Annotated in this window: 17 protein-coding genes; 9 read left to right on the top strand and 8 right to left on the bottom strand. The window is 62.7% G+C overall.

The genetic code is table 11. From position 1 onward, the window contains the following. Window position 1 precedes the first annotated feature (1 nt). A complete protein-coding gene (locus ACZXDY_RS31455) occupies window positions 2-409 on the bottom strand; it encodes a DUF4332 domain-containing protein (RefSeq protein ID WP_130227233.1) in 408 nt (135 codons plus the stop codon). A 37-nt stretch (window positions 410-446) separates the two neighbouring features. After that, window positions 447-812: a DUF2267 domain-containing protein gene (locus ACZXDY_RS31450; RefSeq protein ID WP_464348182.1), complete on the bottom strand. Its 366-nt coding sequence runs from the start codon at window positions 810-812 to the stop codon at window positions 447-449. 345 nt (window positions 813-1,157) lie between these two features. On the opposite strand from ACZXDY_RS31450, the gene ACZXDY_RS31445 reads away from it, so the two are divergent. From ACZXDY_RS31445 to ACZXDY_RS31435, 3 genes are all read left to right on the top strand, one after another. After that, window positions 1,158-2,780, top strand: a complete 1,623-nt coding sequence (locus ACZXDY_RS31445; protein WP_464348181.1) for a helicase HerA-like domain-containing protein — start codon at window positions 1,158-1,160, stop codon at window positions 2,778-2,780. Between the two features lie 180 nt (window positions 2,781-2,960). Next, complete coding sequence (locus ACZXDY_RS31440; protein ID WP_464348180.1) at window positions 2,961-4,286, top strand: glycosyltransferase family 87 protein; 1,326 nt, start codon at window positions 2,961-2,963, stop codon at window positions 4,284-4,286. Window positions 4,287-4,297: 11 nt separating this feature from the next. Beyond that, entirely contained in the window at window positions 4,298-5,701 is a 1,404-nt protein-coding gene (locus tag ACZXDY_RS31435; protein ID WP_464348179.1) for a M20/M25/M40 family metallo-hydrolase, read from the top strand. Between the two features lie 195 nt (window positions 5,702-5,896). Here the strand turns inward: ACZXDY_RS31435 and ACZXDY_RS31430 are convergent, their stop codons facing one another. Together ACZXDY_RS31430 and ACZXDY_RS31425 are read right to left on the bottom strand one after the other, a co-directional pair. After that, a complete protein-coding gene (locus ACZXDY_RS31430) occupies window positions 5,897-6,676 on the bottom strand; it encodes a class II aldolase/adducin family protein (protein ID WP_028166166.1) in 780 nt (259 codons plus the stop codon). A gap of 105 nt (window positions 6,677-6,781) precedes the next feature. Then, the gene (locus tag ACZXDY_RS31425) at window positions 6,782-8,431 is read right to left on the bottom strand and encodes a glycosyltransferase family 39 protein (RefSeq protein ID WP_464348178.1); all 1,650 of its coding nucleotides are present in this window, start codon (window positions 8,429-8,431) and stop codon (window positions 6,782-6,784) included. A gap of 341 nt (window positions 8,432-8,772) precedes the next feature. Between ACZXDY_RS31425 and ACZXDY_RS31420 the strand changes: the two genes are divergently transcribed. Both ACZXDY_RS31420 and ACZXDY_RS31415 read left to right on the top strand, forming a co-directional pair. Next, window positions 8,773-9,708 carry a DUF308 domain-containing protein gene (locus ACZXDY_RS31420; protein WP_464348200.1) on the top strand — a complete coding sequence of 312 codons (936 nt, stop codon included), beginning with the start codon at window positions 8,773-8,775 and terminating at the stop codon, window positions 9,706-9,708. Between the two features lie 182 nt (window positions 9,709-9,890). Then, window positions 9,891-10,304: a Ros/MucR family transcriptional regulator gene (locus ACZXDY_RS31415; RefSeq protein ID WP_028166163.1), complete on the top strand. Its 414-nt coding sequence runs from the start codon at window positions 9,891-9,893 to the stop codon at window positions 10,302-10,304. Window positions 10,305-10,338: 34 nt separating this feature from the next. Here the strand turns inward: ACZXDY_RS31415 and ACZXDY_RS31410 are convergent, their stop codons facing one another. Further along, entirely contained in the window at window positions 10,339-10,770 is a 432-nt protein-coding gene (locus ACZXDY_RS31410; protein WP_130227227.1) for a SufE family protein, read from the bottom strand. 90 nt (window positions 10,771-10,860) lie between these two features. Further along, on the bottom strand, window positions 10,861-11,247 hold the full coding sequence (locus ACZXDY_RS31405) for a DUF5330 domain-containing protein (RefSeq protein WP_130227226.1): 387 nt from the start codon (window positions 11,245-11,247) through the stop codon (window positions 10,861-10,863). A 365-nt stretch (window positions 11,248-11,612) separates the two neighbouring features. Here ACZXDY_RS31405 and ACZXDY_RS31400 point away from each other — a divergent pair, with 365 nt between their 5' ends. The 4 genes from ACZXDY_RS31400 to ACZXDY_RS31385 all read left to right on the top strand — a co-directional run bounded on the left by ACZXDY_RS31400 (window position 11,613) and on the right by ACZXDY_RS31385 (window position 15,053). Further along, complete coding sequence (locus tag ACZXDY_RS31400) at window positions 11,613-13,481, top strand: sensor histidine kinase (RefSeq protein WP_464348199.1); 1,869 nt, start codon at window positions 11,613-11,615, stop codon at window positions 13,479-13,481. Beyond that, on the top strand, window positions 13,474-14,229 hold the full coding sequence (locus ACZXDY_RS31395) for a peptidoglycan-binding domain-containing protein (RefSeq protein WP_464348177.1): 756 nt from the start codon (window positions 13,474-13,476) through the stop codon (window positions 14,227-14,229). The genes ACZXDY_RS31400 and ACZXDY_RS31395 overlap by 8 nt, the downstream gene beginning before the upstream one ends. Before the next feature lie 66 nt (window positions 14,230-14,295). Beyond that, complete coding sequence (locus tag ACZXDY_RS31390; protein WP_456642972.1) at window positions 14,296-14,565, top strand: type II toxin-antitoxin system TacA family antitoxin; 270 nt, start codon at window positions 14,296-14,298, stop codon at window positions 14,563-14,565. Next, the gene (locus ACZXDY_RS31385) at window positions 14,562-15,053 is read left to right on the top strand and encodes a GNAT family N-acetyltransferase (RefSeq protein WP_464348176.1); all 492 of its coding nucleotides are present in this window, start codon (window positions 14,562-14,564) and stop codon (window positions 15,051-15,053) included. Before ACZXDY_RS31390 ends, ACZXDY_RS31385 begins: the two co-directional genes overlap by 4 nt. A 10-nt stretch (window positions 15,054-15,063) precedes the next feature. Here ACZXDY_RS31385 and ACZXDY_RS31380 read toward each other — a convergent pair whose 3' ends face one another. Together ACZXDY_RS31380 and ACZXDY_RS31375 are read right to left on the bottom strand one after the other, a co-directional pair. After that, on the bottom strand, window positions 15,064-15,372 hold the full coding sequence (locus ACZXDY_RS31380; RefSeq protein WP_464348198.1) for a hypothetical protein: 309 nt from the start codon (window positions 15,370-15,372) through the stop codon (window positions 15,064-15,066). Window positions 15,373-15,401: 29 nt separating this feature from the next. Continuing rightward, a complete protein-coding gene (locus tag ACZXDY_RS31375; protein WP_464348197.1) occupies window positions 15,402-16,076 on the bottom strand; it encodes a hypothetical protein in 675 nt (224 codons plus the stop codon). Between the last annotated feature and the right edge of the window lie 72 nt (window positions 16,077-16,148).

Here is a 16,148-nt window from a genome sequence, read left to right as displayed (position 1 = left end):
TTTAGTAAGTGATCTTGGGCGGCAATTTGCGCGCGCGCTCGATCAGGAGCTCGACCGATTTCTCCGAAGGCAGGACGCGGACGAGCTTACGCTTGGTGTTCACGTCCTTCATGTTCTGCGCCAGCCGCGCCGGATTGCGCAGCGCAAGTTCGCGAACGGTGGTGACGCCGGCGGCGCGGACCAACCCGACCTTTGCCTTGCCCATCCCGGGAATGCGCATGTAGTCGGAGACGTTGGCCCATTCGAGCAATTGTTGTTCGCTGATGCCGGTCTTGGCCGCGAGCGTCTTGCGTCCCTTGACGGTGCGGGCGGCTTCAAGCAGCGCGTCAGTGGTGCGAATGCCCTGAGCCTTCAATTTCGAGGCGCAATAGGCGCTCAGACCGTCGATCTCGGAAAGTGGGTATGTCATGATGTCTGGTATTGAATGACTCAACCTGAGGGTGCGTTCAAGCAAATTGGCTGAGTCCTGGTGTCCCCGCGACGATCTCGCCCATCTGATCCGCTCCGAGTTTGTCGCGCCCGAACCGGAAAAGTTCACGCGCAATCTTCTGAACCTCATTCATGCTGAGGCCGAGCGCCATCAGCCTGGTGCCGACAGCCATCAATCCACCGCCCATCAATCGCACGAGACCTGCACTGTTGTCCGCGGCCGCGATCGCCGCTTCCGCGCCCGGAATCTGGTCGATCAGCGCTTCAACCTGGCTGGATGGCCCCTCCCGACGGAGGAAACCCAGAACGATGCCGACGGTCTTTTCGGCGACAGCGCTATCGATGCCGGCCTCGGCGGCCAGCCGTCCAACCAGTTCGTCCATCTTGCCCCGCCCTCAGCCGGCTTGCCGCCGGACCTTGCTTGGGAATTGATCTTGAGCGCCTGTGCCATGAATTACAAGCGACGAGCGCAGATGATCCCACTTTTCGTCCTCATCACAGGCGAAGTGTTGCAGTATTGCAAGAGTACATATGCTAATCGCGCTGTTCTATCGCGTTGCGTCATCGGTTTTTGAACGGCTCGCAAGCGAAAGAGAAGATGAGAATGTCGCGTCCGGGTGGCAAAAAAGCGCTGGCGGCGCTTGACAGTTTTAATCGACCGGCAAGATGCAATATGATGGTTGCGTTCGGGGAAGGTACCTTCCCGATACGCGCGAAGAGGCGATGCGATGGCGATTTCCGACAACAAGATTGCCGATACGGACGAAAAGATTTTTATCGGTAAGGGCGAACAAGCGGCGTGGTTGACGCTAGCGCTCGCCAATCGCCACGGACTTGTTACCGGTGCAACGGGAACTGGCAAGACCGTCACACTGCAGGTGATGGCGGAAGGATTTGCGCGCGCCGGCGTTCCGGTCTTTGCCGCCGATATCAAGGGAGATCTGTCCGGGATCGCTGAAGTCGGCGAGGCCAAGGACTTCATCGTCAAACGCGCCAGCGAGATGGGGCTGAAATTCCAGCCGGACCAGTTCTCGACGGTGTTCTGGGACGTGTTCGGCGAGCAGGGGCATCCGGTGCGCGCGACCGTCACCGAGATGGGACCACTGTTGCTGTCACGAATGCTCGATCTGAACGACGTCCAGGAAGGCGTTCTCAACGTCGCGTTCCGCGTCGCCGACGAGAACGGACTTGCACTGATCGACATGAAGGATCTGCGCGCGCTTCTTGATGCGATCGTGCCATCTGGCGGCAAGAAGGCCGCCGATGATGAGGAAGATCCGCTGGAGCCGCTCCGCAAAGCGGCGCAGAGCTTCGGCAATGTCAGCAAGGCGACCGTCGGGACCATCCAGCGCCAGCTCCTGGTGCTGGAAAATCAGGGCGGCGCGAAATTCTTCGGCGAGCCGGCGTTGACGCTGAAGGATTTCATGAAGACCGACAGCGATGGCCGCGGCATCGTCAATATCCTCGCTGCCGACAAGTTGATGCAGAGCCCGCGGCTCTATGCAACCTTCCTGTTGTGGATGCTTTCAGAATTGTTCGAAGAACTGCCGGAGGCCGGCGACCTGCCGAAGCCGAAGCTGGTGTTCTTCTTCGACGAGGCGCATCTCTTGTTCAACGATGCGCCGAAAGCGCTGCTGGACAAGATCGAGCAGGTGGTGCGGCTGATCCGCTCGAAAGGCGTCGGCGTCTACTTCGTCACCCAGAATCCGATCGACGTGCCGGACAAGGTGCTCGCGCAATTGGGCAACCGCGTGCAGCACGCCTTGCGCGCCTTCACGCCGCGCGACCAGAAGGCGGTCGCCGCCGCCGCGCAGACGTTCCGGCCCAATCCGAAGCTCGATACCGCCCGCGTGATCATGGAACTCGGCAAGGGCGAGGCGCTGGTGTCCTTCCTCGAAGGAAGCGGTACGCCGTCGATAGTCGAGCGCGTGATGATCCGGCCGCCGTCAGCGCGGATCGGGCCGGTTACGCCGGAAGAGCGCAAGAAGATCATCGACGCAAGCCCATTCAAGGGCAAATACGATACCGCGATCGATTCCGAATCCGCTTACGAGATACTCCAAAAGCGGATCGAGGGCACGGCGGCGCCGGCGGACGGTTCGGAAGCCGGTGGAGGCGGTGGCATTCTCGGGCAGATCGGCGATATTGCCGCCACGATCTTTGGCACCAATGTCAGGCGCGGCAGGCTGTCGACCGGCCAGGTCATCGCGCGCAACGTCACCCGTTCGGTCACCAACAAGGTGATCGGCGGCATCGTGGCCGACGTCGGCAAATCGGTCGGCGGTCAGGTCGGCGGCTCGATCGGACGTGCACTGGTGCGCGGCGCACTCGGCGGGCTGTTGCGGCGGTAAGGTCTGGCTGCGACACCAGATTGTGACGAGGGACGGATTGCTTTGTCGCTCCGCTCCTCGCAATGACGAACGGGGACTGCTCTCCGCTCCAACCACCGTGATTGCAATCGAAGCGAAGCAATCCCTGCGTTATCACGAAATGAAAAGGATCAACGGCTTGCTGATGTCTGGAACGAGCTTGTGCTGAGATATCCGTCACTTCGGGCACCGCTCGACATCCTGTTCTTCCTCGGCTGCATCGCGCTGACCGCCGATGTGCTCGTTCCCGAGATTTTCGGACACGGCAAGACCAAGGATTATCCGTTGTGGTACTGGGCCGGGCAGCAGGTGCTGCAGGGCAAGGATCTCTATCCCGCCGATCCCCATACCTATTTTGATTTCATCTACCCGCCGCTGCCGGCGGTGCTGCTCGCAGCGCCCAGCTATTTCGGCAAGGTTGCGCTCTATCTCGCGCTCTCCCTGCTCAACATCATCGCCTGGTGGATGACGGCGCAGTTGTCGCACGCGATGGCGGGCTCGGGCCGCAAGCCGGGTTGGCTGTTGGAGGCGTTGCCCGGCCTCGTTACGCTCACATTTGTCTTCGATATGTTCGATCTCGGACAGCCGAACCTGATCCTGCTGGCGATGATGCTGTATGGATTCTGGCTGTTGCGGCAGAAGCGGCCGTGGTTCGCGGGAAGCATGTTTGCGCTGGCGACCGCCATCAAGGTGTTTCCGGTAGCGGTATTGCCCTATCTGATCTGGCGCAGGCACTGGACGGCGGTTGCGAGTACGTTGGTGTTTCTCGTCGTGTTCCTGTTCGTGCTGCCGGCGCCGTTCCGCGGCTTCCAGCACAACGTCACGGAATTGAAGACCTGGTATCAGGGCATGGTCGGCTCGAGCTCGGAAAAAGGCTTTGGTCAGCGCGACGAGCAGAACTGGTCCTGGGTCAACCAGTCGATCATCGCGATGACGCATCGGCTGACGCGTCCGGTGAACTACAACCAGGACGATCCATTCAAGGCGAAGCCAGCGCGGTACATGAACATCGTCGATCTCGACTTCAAGACCGCGAACCTGATCGTGCTTGCGGTCTCGCTCGCGCTTGGTCTCGGCTATATCGCGGTAATGCCGCCCGCATCGCGCCGGACCGAGAAATCCGATGCGGAGGAGATCGGCATCCTGTTCTGCCTGATGACGGTGGCCTCGCCGCTGGCGCGGCAATACTACTTCCTGTGGCTGTTCTTCCCGATGACGGTCCTGATGCATCGCGCCGCCTATGATCCGCGGCCGGCGGTCAGGACCGGGACATGGATCCTGCTCGGCGTTGCAGGCTGCCTGCTTCTGTTGTCGCTGCCGCTGTTTCCGATCGATGTGCAGGCCTATGGTAACAATCTCGTGGCGACCATCGTGCTCGCGGGGGGACTGGTCTGGCATATGCGGCATTCGCCTGCGGCCGATGCCGCCGACGCTTTGCCTGCGGCGGCAGGCGCGCTAAAACTCGGTGACAACAGCGCCCACAGCTAGGAAATTCAGCGATGTCCAATCCAAAGCTTCAGGCGGTCCTCGACCGCATCGACGCCGATTTCGACAACAGCCTGGAGCGGCTGTTCTCGCTCCTGCGGATCAAATCGATCTCGGCCGATCCGGCCTTCGCGGCTGACTGCAAGGCGGCGGCAGAGCACCTCGCCAAGGACATCGCCACGCTCGGCTTTGCGGCTGAGGTCAGGCCGACCGCGGGCCATCCCGCCATCGTCGCCAAGGCCAATGGCGGCACGGATGGCCGGCCGCACGTTCTGTTCTACGGCCATTACGACGTGCAGCCGGTCGATCCACTTGATCTGTGGCACCGTCCGCCGTTCGAGCCCGTGGTCACCGATCATGCCGATGGCCGCAAGATCATCGTTGCGCGCGGCGCGGAGGACGACAAGGGCCAGTTGATGACCTTCATCGAAGCCTGCCGAGCCTGGAAGCAGGTGGCGGGTTCGCTGCCGGTCGACATCACCATCCTGATCGAGGGCGAGGAGGAAGTCGGCTCGAAGAACTTCGTGCCGTTCCTGGAAGCCAACAAGTCGGAGTTCAAGGCCGATTTCGCGCTGGTCTGCGATACCGGCATGTGGGATCCGAACACGCCGGCGATCACCACGTCGTTGCGCGGCCTCGTCTATGACGAGGTCAAGATCAAGGCCGCCAACCGCGACTTGCATTCCGGCGTGTTTGGCGGCGGGGCGCAGAATCCGATCCGCGTGCTGACCCGCATTCTCGGCGGCTTGTTCGACGACAATGGTCGCATCACCATTCCCGGCTTTTACGACGGGGTGAAGGACCTGCCGGCGGATGTCCTGGAGCAGTGGAAGAAGCTCAACCTGACGCCCGAGACTTTCCTGAAGCCGATTGGGCTCTCCGTGCCGGCCGGCGAGAAGGATCGTCTTCTGATTGAGCAGATTTCCTCGCGCCCGACCTGCGACATCAATGGCATCGTGGGCGGCTATATCGGCGAAGGCTCGAAGACGGTGATCCCGTCGCTCGCCTCGGCCAAGGTTTCGTTCCGCCTGGTCGAAGGGCAGGATCCTGCCAAGATCCGAAAGGCGTTCCGCGACTACGTGACGGCGCGGATCCCGGCCGATTGTTCGGTTGAGTTCGGCGACCATTCCAGCGCGCCCGCTATTGCACTCGACTGGAACATGAAGCCGCTCGCCGCCGCCAAGCGCGCATTGACGGAAGAATGGGGCAAGGAAGCGGTTCTCATGGGTTCCGGCGCATCGATCCCGATCGTCGCCGATTTCAAGCGCACGCTCGGCCTCGATTCGCTTCTGGTCGGCTTCGGGCTCGACGACGACAACATCCATTCGCCGAACGAGAAGTACGACCTCAAGAGCTTCCACAAAGGCATCCGCTCCTGGGCAAGGATTCTGGCCGCGCTCGCGGAGCTGCCGAGATAGGCGCCTCGCACGTCATGCGCGGGCTTGACCCGCGCATCCATCGAAACGGATTGTTACGGGAGACTGATGGATTGCCGGGCCGAGCCCGGCAATGACAGACCCAGAAAGCTGAAACGCCGCCCGGGATTGGGCGGCGTTTTTTATTCGGTAGTGCAGAGGTTGTTAGAAGCAACCTTACACCAAAATCCCGAAAATTCAATTGCGGAAGCTCGGGTCGATGCGGTCGAGCTTGCGCAAGAGCGGCGGCCAGACCAGCGTTGTCGAGCGCAGTTCGGCGCGGTCGGGATTGGAGAGCAGCGCGGTGTTCTTGTCGATCACGGACTGCTCGACCGGGTAGACGGTCGGGCCCAGCATGCGGGTGCGCACCTGCATGGTGCAGGCCCGCTCCAGATGGTACATGCGCTCGAAGGCGGAGGCGACGGAGCGGCCGACCGTCAGCGTGCCGTGGTTGCGCAACAGCATATGGTTCTTGCTGCCGAGATCGCGCTGCAGCCGCGGGCGCTCGTCATGATCGAGCGCGATGCCCTCATAGTCGTGATAGGCGAGATCGTGGGTGACGAGCTGGGCGGTCTGGTTCAGCGGCAGCAGCCCTTCCGGATCGCTCGAGACGGCGGTGCCGTCAGGCGTGTGCAGATGAAGCACGCAGCCGGCGTCCTCGCGCACCTCGTGGATGGCGGAATGGATGGTGAAGCCGGCGGGGTTGATGTTGTAGTCGGTCTTCGACAGCAGATTGCCGCCCAGATCGACCTTGACCAGGCTGGAGGCCGTGATCTCCTCGAACATCAGGCCATACGGATTGATCAGGAAATGATGCTCCGGCCCCGGCACGCGCGCAGAGATGTGAGTGTCGACCAGATCGTCCCAGCCATACAGCGCCACGAGGCGGTAGCAGGCGGCGAGGTTGACGCGCTGTTGCCACTCGGCATCCGTCATATCCGAGGACACTTCCTTCAGGCGAGCTTCCGCTGGCGACATGACCGGCTTCTCCCATGTGTTGATTTGTCAACGGGAAGCGTAGCCTTGCCGCCGGCCGGCAGCAAGGCAGGTTCGGCGTGACTGATATGCCCTTGTGCGCGGGCCCTACGGCGCAGGAATCGCGAGCAGGCTCGAAATGCTTCGGCCGCGGATATCGTAGACGCGGGCGAATACGACGTCATCGCGCTTGATCTCGACCAGCACGGGCGCGGTCAGGCCCTTGCAGTAGAACTCGCCGAGGGTCATGGCGAAATCGGCGGATTGGCTGTCCCAGCCGATGGTGAAGTCCGGGCCGAGCGCAACCTGCGCCGGGCGCTGCGGGCCGCAGACGGCGACCTTCCATTTGCCGTTAACCGGCGGAATTTCCTGTCGCTCGATCAGTTGCTCGCGCAGGCCATCGGAGGCCTGCTTCAGGGCTAGACCCCAGTAGTCCAGCATGAACAGGTCGTCGGCACCGCGGACCGTGCCGGCGATATGGTTGAAGTGGGTATATTGATACGGATGGAGCCGGATCATCTCGCTGAGCGGCAGCAGCAGGCCGAAGGTGAAGACGGCGAGCGCCACCGGCTGCCAGCTCCGACGCTTTTCGCCGAGCCAGTCCATGGTGCGGGCGAAGGCAAAGCCCGCCAGCACCGCCATCGGCGGGATCACGAAGATGAAATGGCGGATGCCGTTGTAGAGCGCCGGCCGCTTCACCATCGCGATGACCAGGGGCAGCGTTGCAGCCATTGTCAGCATCAAGAGGATGGTCTTGCGCCGCGCGGTGACGTCGGCGCGCGACAGCGACATCAGGCTCATGACAACAGCTGCGACCAGGAGGCCCAGCAGCACCTCGGGAAGCTGCAGCGCGAACAGCGTCGGCAGATAGGACCACGGCATATCCGGCACCGAGACCAGCGCGCCGTCGAACATCTCCTTCCAGGGTTTCTCGAAGAAGTGCGAGAAATAGGTCACGGCCTCGAGCGGGTGGCCCGGTTCCATGATCGACCACGGCCAGATCAGGCCCATCACCAGATAGCCGAAGATCAACCCGGGCAGCAGCACGTAGACCACATGGACGAAGCGATGCGCCGCCTCGCGCGGGCCTTGCTTGCGGACTTCGTCAAGCAACAGCGGCACGAAACCCACCGCGGCGTAGATCAATGCCAGACCGCCGAGAACCCGGCAGCCGAGCGAAAGCCCGGCGCCAAACCCCACGATCAGGATGGTGCGCGGCGAGGGCGCCGGATACTCCTCGGCAAGGCGCACAAGGCCCATCAGCAGGATCATCATCGCCACCGCGAATGGCGCGTCCTTCGGGTTCATGAACATGTGGCCGTAGAAGGTCGGGCACAGCGCGAGCAACAGCAGCGCGGCAAGGCCGGCCAGGGGACCGCCCACGCGGCGGCCGAGCCGCCAGGTGACCGCGAGCCCGATCACGCCGACGACGGCGCCGAGCAGCCGGCGGGTTTCGAACAGTTCGAGCGGGATGACCTTGTGCAGCAGCGCCGCCGCCATGTCGAAACCGCCGCCATACATGTACAGATTGGCGAATGACAGCGCGCCGGTGTCCTTGAAGCCGGAACCATACATGCGCAGCAGGAGGTCGGCGTATTCGGCGTGGGTGTAATCGTCCCAGCCCAGCCCATAATCACGGAACGTGAGGCCCGCGATCAGCGCGACCGCGCTCAGCACGATGATCGCAAGATCATCGCAAGTCTTTTCCACCGAGCGCCGCGTGGGCGTTTCGATGGCAGAAGTCGTAATGGATGACATGGCTATTGGTGACCCGGCGTCCCTCGGCCCTGGTGGCGCTTTAGGGCCTCATTCCCCGGCATCCATATAGCGCAGTTCCACTAACGAGTAATTGGGAATTGTGGCGTAATTTACTGATGCGTCGCAGCAATTTGGCATCAATTCGTAGCCGGTAAATCTACGGGGGGGGGGGGGCGCGTTGCCGGCCGGCTGTCCTGAGAGGCGAACAGAGCGGTAATCCTGTTCAAGATCCGGATAGGAACCGTCTCCGGAATTGTTGGTTGGCGATGCACATAATATGACGGTATCGTGGAATAGGGGGCCGGCGCGTAGATTCAGCGCGGTTTTCGGGGGTGAGTTTGATGATGGTCGGGATGTTGGTCGCGGGTTTTGGCCTGCTTTTGGCGGGCCTGCTGGCGATCGGCTATGGCATTCAATACAAGGAATTCAGCGTCGGCAGCACGCTGATTCTCTCCGGTGTGTTCGGGTTCTGCACCGGCCTGATCATGTTCGGCCTCTGGCTCAATGTCCGGGAGCTGCGGAATCTCGCCCGGCGCCTGGGCACCGGGGTGCCTGAAGAGGCGCTCCGCGAAGAGCCGCACCACGAATTCCCGCTGCCACCCGTTGCGCCGCGTGCTGCGGCTGCGCCCGAGGGGGGCTTCCCGTTCAGGCGCGGTCAACTAGCGGCAGACGGTTCTGGGGACGGTGAGCCGGAGGGACCCGCGGCGGCCGGTGCCACCCCGCCGCCCTGGTATCACGAGGCTGCCGCGCGCGATCGTGCCCGCAACGAGTTGCCGCCCGTCGCTGCGCCAGGTGCGGAACCGTCGGAGGTTGGCCCGGCAGGTCCCAAGCGGCGCAACCTGATGTTCTCCTCCACGCGCAAGGAGCGTGAACGGGCCCAGCCACGCACAGGCGAGCCTTTGACGCCCGACATGCTCTCGCCGGAGCCGCGTTCGAATCCACTGGCGCCGGCCGCCGAATCGGGCGAGTCGCAGCAGGTGAACTTCGATGACAACTGGCCGAGACCGGAGCGGCAACGACCGTCCGACCTTCCGCCGCGCCGCGCGCCCCGCATGCCCTCGACCCCAGGCGAGAGTTCCAGCGCGCCGTTGGCCGACCGTCGTCCGCCGCAGCCGCAGGAGCAGCCGCCGGTGACGGTGCTGAAATCGGGCGTCGTCGACGGCATGGCCTATTCGCTCTATTCCGACGGTTCGATCGAGGCGCAGATGCCGGAAGGCATGATGCGCTTCGCCTCCATCGACGAGCTGCGGTCGCATCTCGAGCAGCGTTCGTCATAGATCGGGAAATACTTGCAATCGCGCGTCTTGAAAAATAAAGCCGCGTCGTTCTTGCTAGATTCCCGGTAATCCGCTCATATTTGGCAAGTAATGCGGGGCTCCGCTGATGTATTGGCGTAGCCCGATATTGTCTGCGGTCCTGCCCCTTTGCCAACGTCCAAGCCTCAAGAGAAGGTTGCGCGATGACCGATGCCACCGGCAAAAGCCCTGTCGAACTGACCGCCAACATCGTATCGGCCTATCTCAGCAACAATCCGACCCAGGCTTCGGAGATTCCCAACCTGATCAGCCAGGTGCATGCCGCGCTGATGCGGGTTGCCAGTGGACGCACCGAGGCGCCGCTCGAGCCGGCCAAGCCCGCGGTGTCCGTGAAGAAATCGGTTACATCAGAATATTTGGTCTGCCTGGAAGACGGCAAGCGATTCAAGTCGCTGAAGCGTCACCTGCGCACGCAGTACAACATGACGCCGGAACAATACCGGGAGAAATGGGGACTGCCGGCCGACTATCCGATGGTCGCGCCGAACTATGCGGTGGCGCGCTCACAACTTGCCAAGAAGATGGGTCTCGGTCAGCAGCAGCGGAAGCGGAAGTAACGTTCCGTGAAGAAAGCCCGTCAAAAATGAAGGGCTAGGAAGCGGCAGTCGCGAGCGTCTCGCGTGCGTCCGAGCGGATACGCTCGATCATCGAGCGAAATCCGTTGGAGCGCTGCGGCGTCAGGTGATCGCGGAACCCGAACTCATCGAATATCGCGGCCGCATCCGTCGCCAGGATTTCCTTGGGCGTGCGGTCCGAATACAGCGTGAGCAGGATCGCGATCAGGCCGCGCACGATATGCGCATCGCTGTCACCGAGATAATGCAGCCGCGGCTCGCCGTTGGCGGCGTGATCGATCTTCCTGGAGAGCCAGACCTGGCTCGCGCAACCCTGCACCTTGTTGGCCGCCGAATGCTCTTCTTCCGGCATCGGCGCAAGGGTGCGGCCGAGTTCGATGACGTACCGGTACCGGTCGTCCCACTCGTCGAGCAGCGAGAAATTCTCCCTGATTTCGTCGATCGTCATCGTCACCCGCGTCCCATCACTCCAATCGTTATATAGGGTCGCGGGCGGCCGAATGCGATGAAAATGCAGCCGGTTCCGGCTTATTTTGGGTCACGGCGCGGGCGGCGGCCGCCATTCAATGGCCTGGTCGTCGGCCGTCAGGGTGTCACGGGACGCAACCAGGGAGACCTCGGCATCCTCAGGCGAGCCGATCGAGCCGGTGTGGTCCGGCGACTTCTTGTCGATGATGATCTGATAGATTTTCCTTGCACCGTCGGTGGCGCGCTGACCGATCACGGTCGCAGCCTGGCCGCCGACCTCGCAAGCCGCAGGCTGGCGCTTGCAGAACTGGCCCATGTCGCTGACAGCAGCGGTCGCCGCCTGCACGGCTTCGGCGGCGCCGATCTGCGGCAGCTTTTCCGATTCAGGTGTTTTGTCCCTTGGCAGCAGCACCAGCACGAGCCCGAGCCAGAATGCCATGCGCAGCAGGAAAAACATCTCGCGACCCCGTCATCTTCGTTTGCGGTTGATCCGCAATTCGCACGTGACTAGCAGCGGTCAATAAAACGCAAGTGTTTGCCTTGAAGTTAAATCGTCGAAAATTCGCGGAAAATGCGTGCCGAAATGCGCGGGCGCGTTGATTCGCTGTAAATTTTCGATTGATGCCGGCGAGCAGCACGAGCCCGGTCTATCCACCATTTCGAAACCATAAGGTTATCGATCGCGGAAACCTTGCGTTCACCATCCGCGCCAAATGCGCCCGCTGTGATGTGCAAAAGCCGTGCGAATGCACGGAGTCTGGCGGCCGGGCGCTGTGCCTTAGCGTTCGCTTAAGTTCACTCTGACACGGTGAGTCCAAGATGATGGGGGCGTTCCGACTCGTCTTTGACGCAGGATCGGAAAGCGCGAAAGCCGTGAGTGTTTTGAGTATTATCCGCGATTGTCTCGATGCCCTGCTGCATCCGTCGGCGAGATATGATGCGTTGACGCGGGCGCGGCATCGCGCCTTCATGGCGCCGCGTCTGCTCGGTAGCCTGGCGGCGTTCGCTGCGTTTCCGGTCTATCTCGCGCTGCGCGGCGCGCCGACCGCGATCGAGGTTGCCGCTTTCGCGTGGCTGATCGCCCCGATCCTGTTGTCCTGGTTCCTGTCGCGCACCGGCCGCTATGAAGGCGCGCATGTGCTGTCGTCGCTGGCGCTTGCCGGCTTCGTCATGATTGTGGCGGCGGCCACCGGCGGGATCGCATCCTTTGCCGCGGTCTGGCTCATCGTCGTTCCGATCGAGGCGGCGCTGTCGGCCTCGCGCCGTGTGGTGGCATTCGCTTTTGCGCTTGCGATGTCATGTGCGGCAGCCTTGATCGTGATCGGCCATTTCCACCTGCTGCCGCCGTCAAATCTGAGCGCGCCATTGCAGGGCGCCTTGATCGGGTTCGGCGTCGTTTCGGCGACGCTCTATGCCGCGGGCCTTGCTTTCGGCGCCGAGTCGCTCGCGCGTACCAGCGTGGCGCTGCTCTATCGCGAGGAAGAACGCTACCGTCTCCTGGCGCACAACATGAGCGACGTGCTGTCGCGCCACAGCCGTAACGGCGCGGTGCAATTCATCTCGCCGGCGGCGGAAGCGATGCTCGGCGTGGCGGCGCCGCGGCTGATGGGGCACGGCCTGTTCGATCGCGTCCATGTCGCCGATCGTCCGGCCTATCTCACTGCGTTGTCGGATGCAGCACGGGGCGGCGAGGGACGCAGCGTCGAATTCCGCCTGCGGCGGGAGGCGCCGCGCGGTTTGATGCAGTCGGCGGATTTCATCTGGGTCGAGATGCGCTGCCGGCCGCTCGATCAGGCCGCAGGCGAGGGCGAAGTCGTTGCCGTGATTCGCGACGTCACTGATTGCAAGATGCAGCAGGAGGCGCTGGAGCAGGCGCGCAACGCTGCCGAGCAGGCGGACGCGTCGAAGACGCGGTTCCTCGCCACCATGAGCCACGAATTGCGCACGCCGCTGAATGCCATCATCGGCTTCTCCGACATGATCGCCCAGGAAGACGTGCTGATGCTCGATGCGGCGCGCCGCAAGGAGTATGCGCAGCTCATCCGTGATTCCGGCCAGCATTTGTTGTCGGTGGTGAACGGCATCCTCGACATGTCCAAGATGGAAACGGGCACCTTCGAGATTGCGCCCGAGCCTTTCGCGCCGCGCCCGGCGCTGCTCAACTGCTGCAACCTGCTGGCGCTGAAGGCGCGGGAGAACGGCGTCGATCTGATCACCCGCGCGCCGGAGGATCTGCCCATGATGAACGGCGATCCGCGCGCCTTCAAGCAGATCACGCTCAATCTCGTATCCAACGCCATCAAGTTCACCGAGCGCGGCGGCAGCGTCACGGTGTCGGCTGCGGTCGAGGGATCGCGGCTGATGCTCCGCATCACCGATACCGGCGTCGGCATCGATGCTGACGATCTCAAACGGATCGGCAATCCCTTCTTCCAGGCCGGCAAGACCTATCAGCGCCGCCATGAGGGTACGGGACTTGGGCTGTCGATCGTGAAGGGCCTGGTCGGCTTGCACCAGGGCGAGATGAGTGTAGAGAGCAAGCTTGGCGAAGGCACCACCGTGACGGTGACGCTGCCGCTCTCGTTTGTGCCGCCGCCAGTGCAGGAGCCTTCCGGCAAGATCGCGACGCTGAAGCCCGCGTTGCGATCGGGATTACAAGAACAAGCCCAGCAGGTGAAGAAGAGTGCCTAGAAAAGTCGCTGACGATGACGAGATGCCGCGCCGCCGTCGTGGCGCGCAGGCGGTTGCGATCGAAGCCGAGGAAGAGCGCGGCCTCGTGATGCGCGTGCTGCTGCACAGTCCGAAGGACACGGTCGCCGCCGTGCTCGCGGCCGGCGCCGTCATTGCCATCGTCACCAATGCGCTGTTCCTGCAGGCCGGCCGTCATCCATCGCCGATGTTCGGTTCGGTCGTGACGCTGCCGCCGCCGGCGCCCGCCGTCACCAGCCCGCTGCCGCGTTCGCGACCTGTCGAGGCGGCTGCGCGTCCGGTTGAATCTCAGCCGGTGGAAGCAAAACCCGCCGAGCCTGCGAAGCCTTCCGAACCAAGGGCGGAACCGCGGGCCTCCGACTCCAAGGCTTCTGTTTCCAAGACTTCCGATTCCAAGACTCCCGATCCCAAGACTTCCGACCCGATGACCAATCTTGTGCTGAAGTCGACTTCAGCCCCGCCGGCTCCGGCAAATGTCATCCGGCCGCCTGCGCCGATCCCCTCGCGCGGCGAGACCACCCAGAGTGCGACATCGAAGCGTATCGCAGCGGTGCAGCGGGCGCTCACCGAATATGGCTTCGGCCAGCTCAAGCCGACCGGCACCATCGGTTCCGACACCCAGGCCGCAATCGCCAAATTCGAGCGCGACCGCAAGCTGCCGGTGACCGGCCAGATGTCGGACCGAGTCGTGCGCGAACTCTCGGCAATGATCGGACACCCGGTCGAGTAGCTCCAGATTTGTAATGACAATGTCATTGCAAGTCTGATATGATCCGCTCGACAAGGAGAGTGGACCATGCCTACGGCCGCGCGTGACACGCTGAACATGCGGATCAAGCCGGAGGACCGGAATCTGTTCGATTGGGCGGCGAAGGTTCAGGGAAAGACGCGTACGGATTTTATCCTTGAGGCGGCTCGACGCGCTGCCGAGGAGGCACTGCTCGATCGCGCCGTGATCCAGGTAGATGCCAGGACCTATGCCGATTTTGTTGCGCGCCTGGAGGCGCCACCGTCGCCAAGCAAGCGCTTGAAGCGGACGATGCAGACCAAAGCGCCGTGGGAATGACGCTTCACGCGCCTTTGCCGATTGATGGCAGCCACGATGTGTCGGCTTTCTCGTGTGGACATCCCAGTCTTGATGACTGGTTGAAGCGTCGCGCGTTCGCCAACCAAAAGAGCGGCGCGTCACGAACTTTTGTCGTCTGCGATGAAAAGCGTGTCGTCGCCTACTACGCATTAGCGGCAGGCGCACTGGCCTGCTCGGAGGCTACGGGAAAGTTCCGCCGCAATATGCCGGACCCGATACCGGTCGCGATTCTCGCCCGCCTTGCCATTGATGTTGGCTTTCAGAAGCAGGGCCTGGGACGCGCCCTGTTCCGCGACGCCTCCTTGCGCATCCTCGCCGCAGCAAGTGCCATCGGGATACGAGGACTGCTCATTCATGCGATCTTTGAGGAGGCAGTCAGGTTCTATCGCGCCATCGGCGTGGAAGCCTCACCGGCAAATCCGCGGACGCTGATGATGACCTTGACCGACCTGCAGGCGGCGTTGTGAAGCGAACACGTCAGCGCTCGCGGAAAGCCCGGACGATCTGGTCGGACAGCGGCTTGATGAAATAGGACAGCACGCTGCGATCATGGGTCTTGGCAAAGATTTCGGTCGGCATTCCCGGCAGAAGTCTCGCGTCTCCCAATCGCGCCAGCTCCTCAGGCGTGATCGCCACCCGTGCGGTGTAGAAACTCTGGCCGGTGCGCTGGTCCGATGTCACGTCTGCCGAGATGCGGCTGATCGTGCCCTGGATTTCCGGCGTGGTGCGCTGGCTGAAGGCGGAGAACCGCAGGCTTGCGGCCTGTCCGACATGGAGCTGATCGATGTCTCCAGGCGAGATCTTGGCGTCGACGGTCAGAAGGCCTCCGGCACGATCAGCATGACCGGCTCGGCCGGGCTGACCACGCCGCCGACCGTGTGGACACTGAGCTGGTGCACGATCCCGTTCTGAGGGGCGCGGATGTCGACCCGCTTGAGCTGATCCTCCGCTGCGACCTTGCGTTCGATGAATTCTCCGATCTTGCCGTCGATCTCGCGCAGCTCCTTGGCGACCTCGCTGCTGAGGTCCTGATCGATCTGGATGATCTGCAATTCGATTTCGGTGACCTTGCCGCGCACCTGTGCCGTCGCGGCCATCGACTGCGCCAGTTCGCCCTTGAGGCGCGCGGCTTCGCGCTCGAGAACCGTCAGCCGGCTCATCTGGATCAGGTTCTTCTCCCAGAGAGTCCGTACGCCCGTGAGCTCGCGTTGGATCAGTTCGATCTCCTCCGCTTTGGCCTCCTGCAGGGCGGCGTAGCCACGGATTTCATCTTCGAGCTGCGCGATGCGCTGGCGGAGCTGCGACTTCTGCCCCCGGCGCGCGGTGGCTCTGAGCTCGAACAATCGGCGTTCGCTGTCCAGGGCCGTGATGAACTCCGGCGAGGGGCGATCGAGCAGCTCGGACGGGACCACGACGTGCTCGGCGCCATCGCGCTCGCTGCTGAGGCGGGCCTTGCGTGTCAACCGGCTTGCAAATTTGACCCCTCGTATTGCCTCATCTGAGGATGTTACTTTCGCTTGACGGACGTAGCGCCGACTGTCGGCCGGTCTGAGGTTGCGTCA

The organism is Bradyrhizobium sp. LeoB3, assembly GCF_055456055.1.
This window is presented reverse-complemented; position numbering and strand designations above follow the sequence as displayed.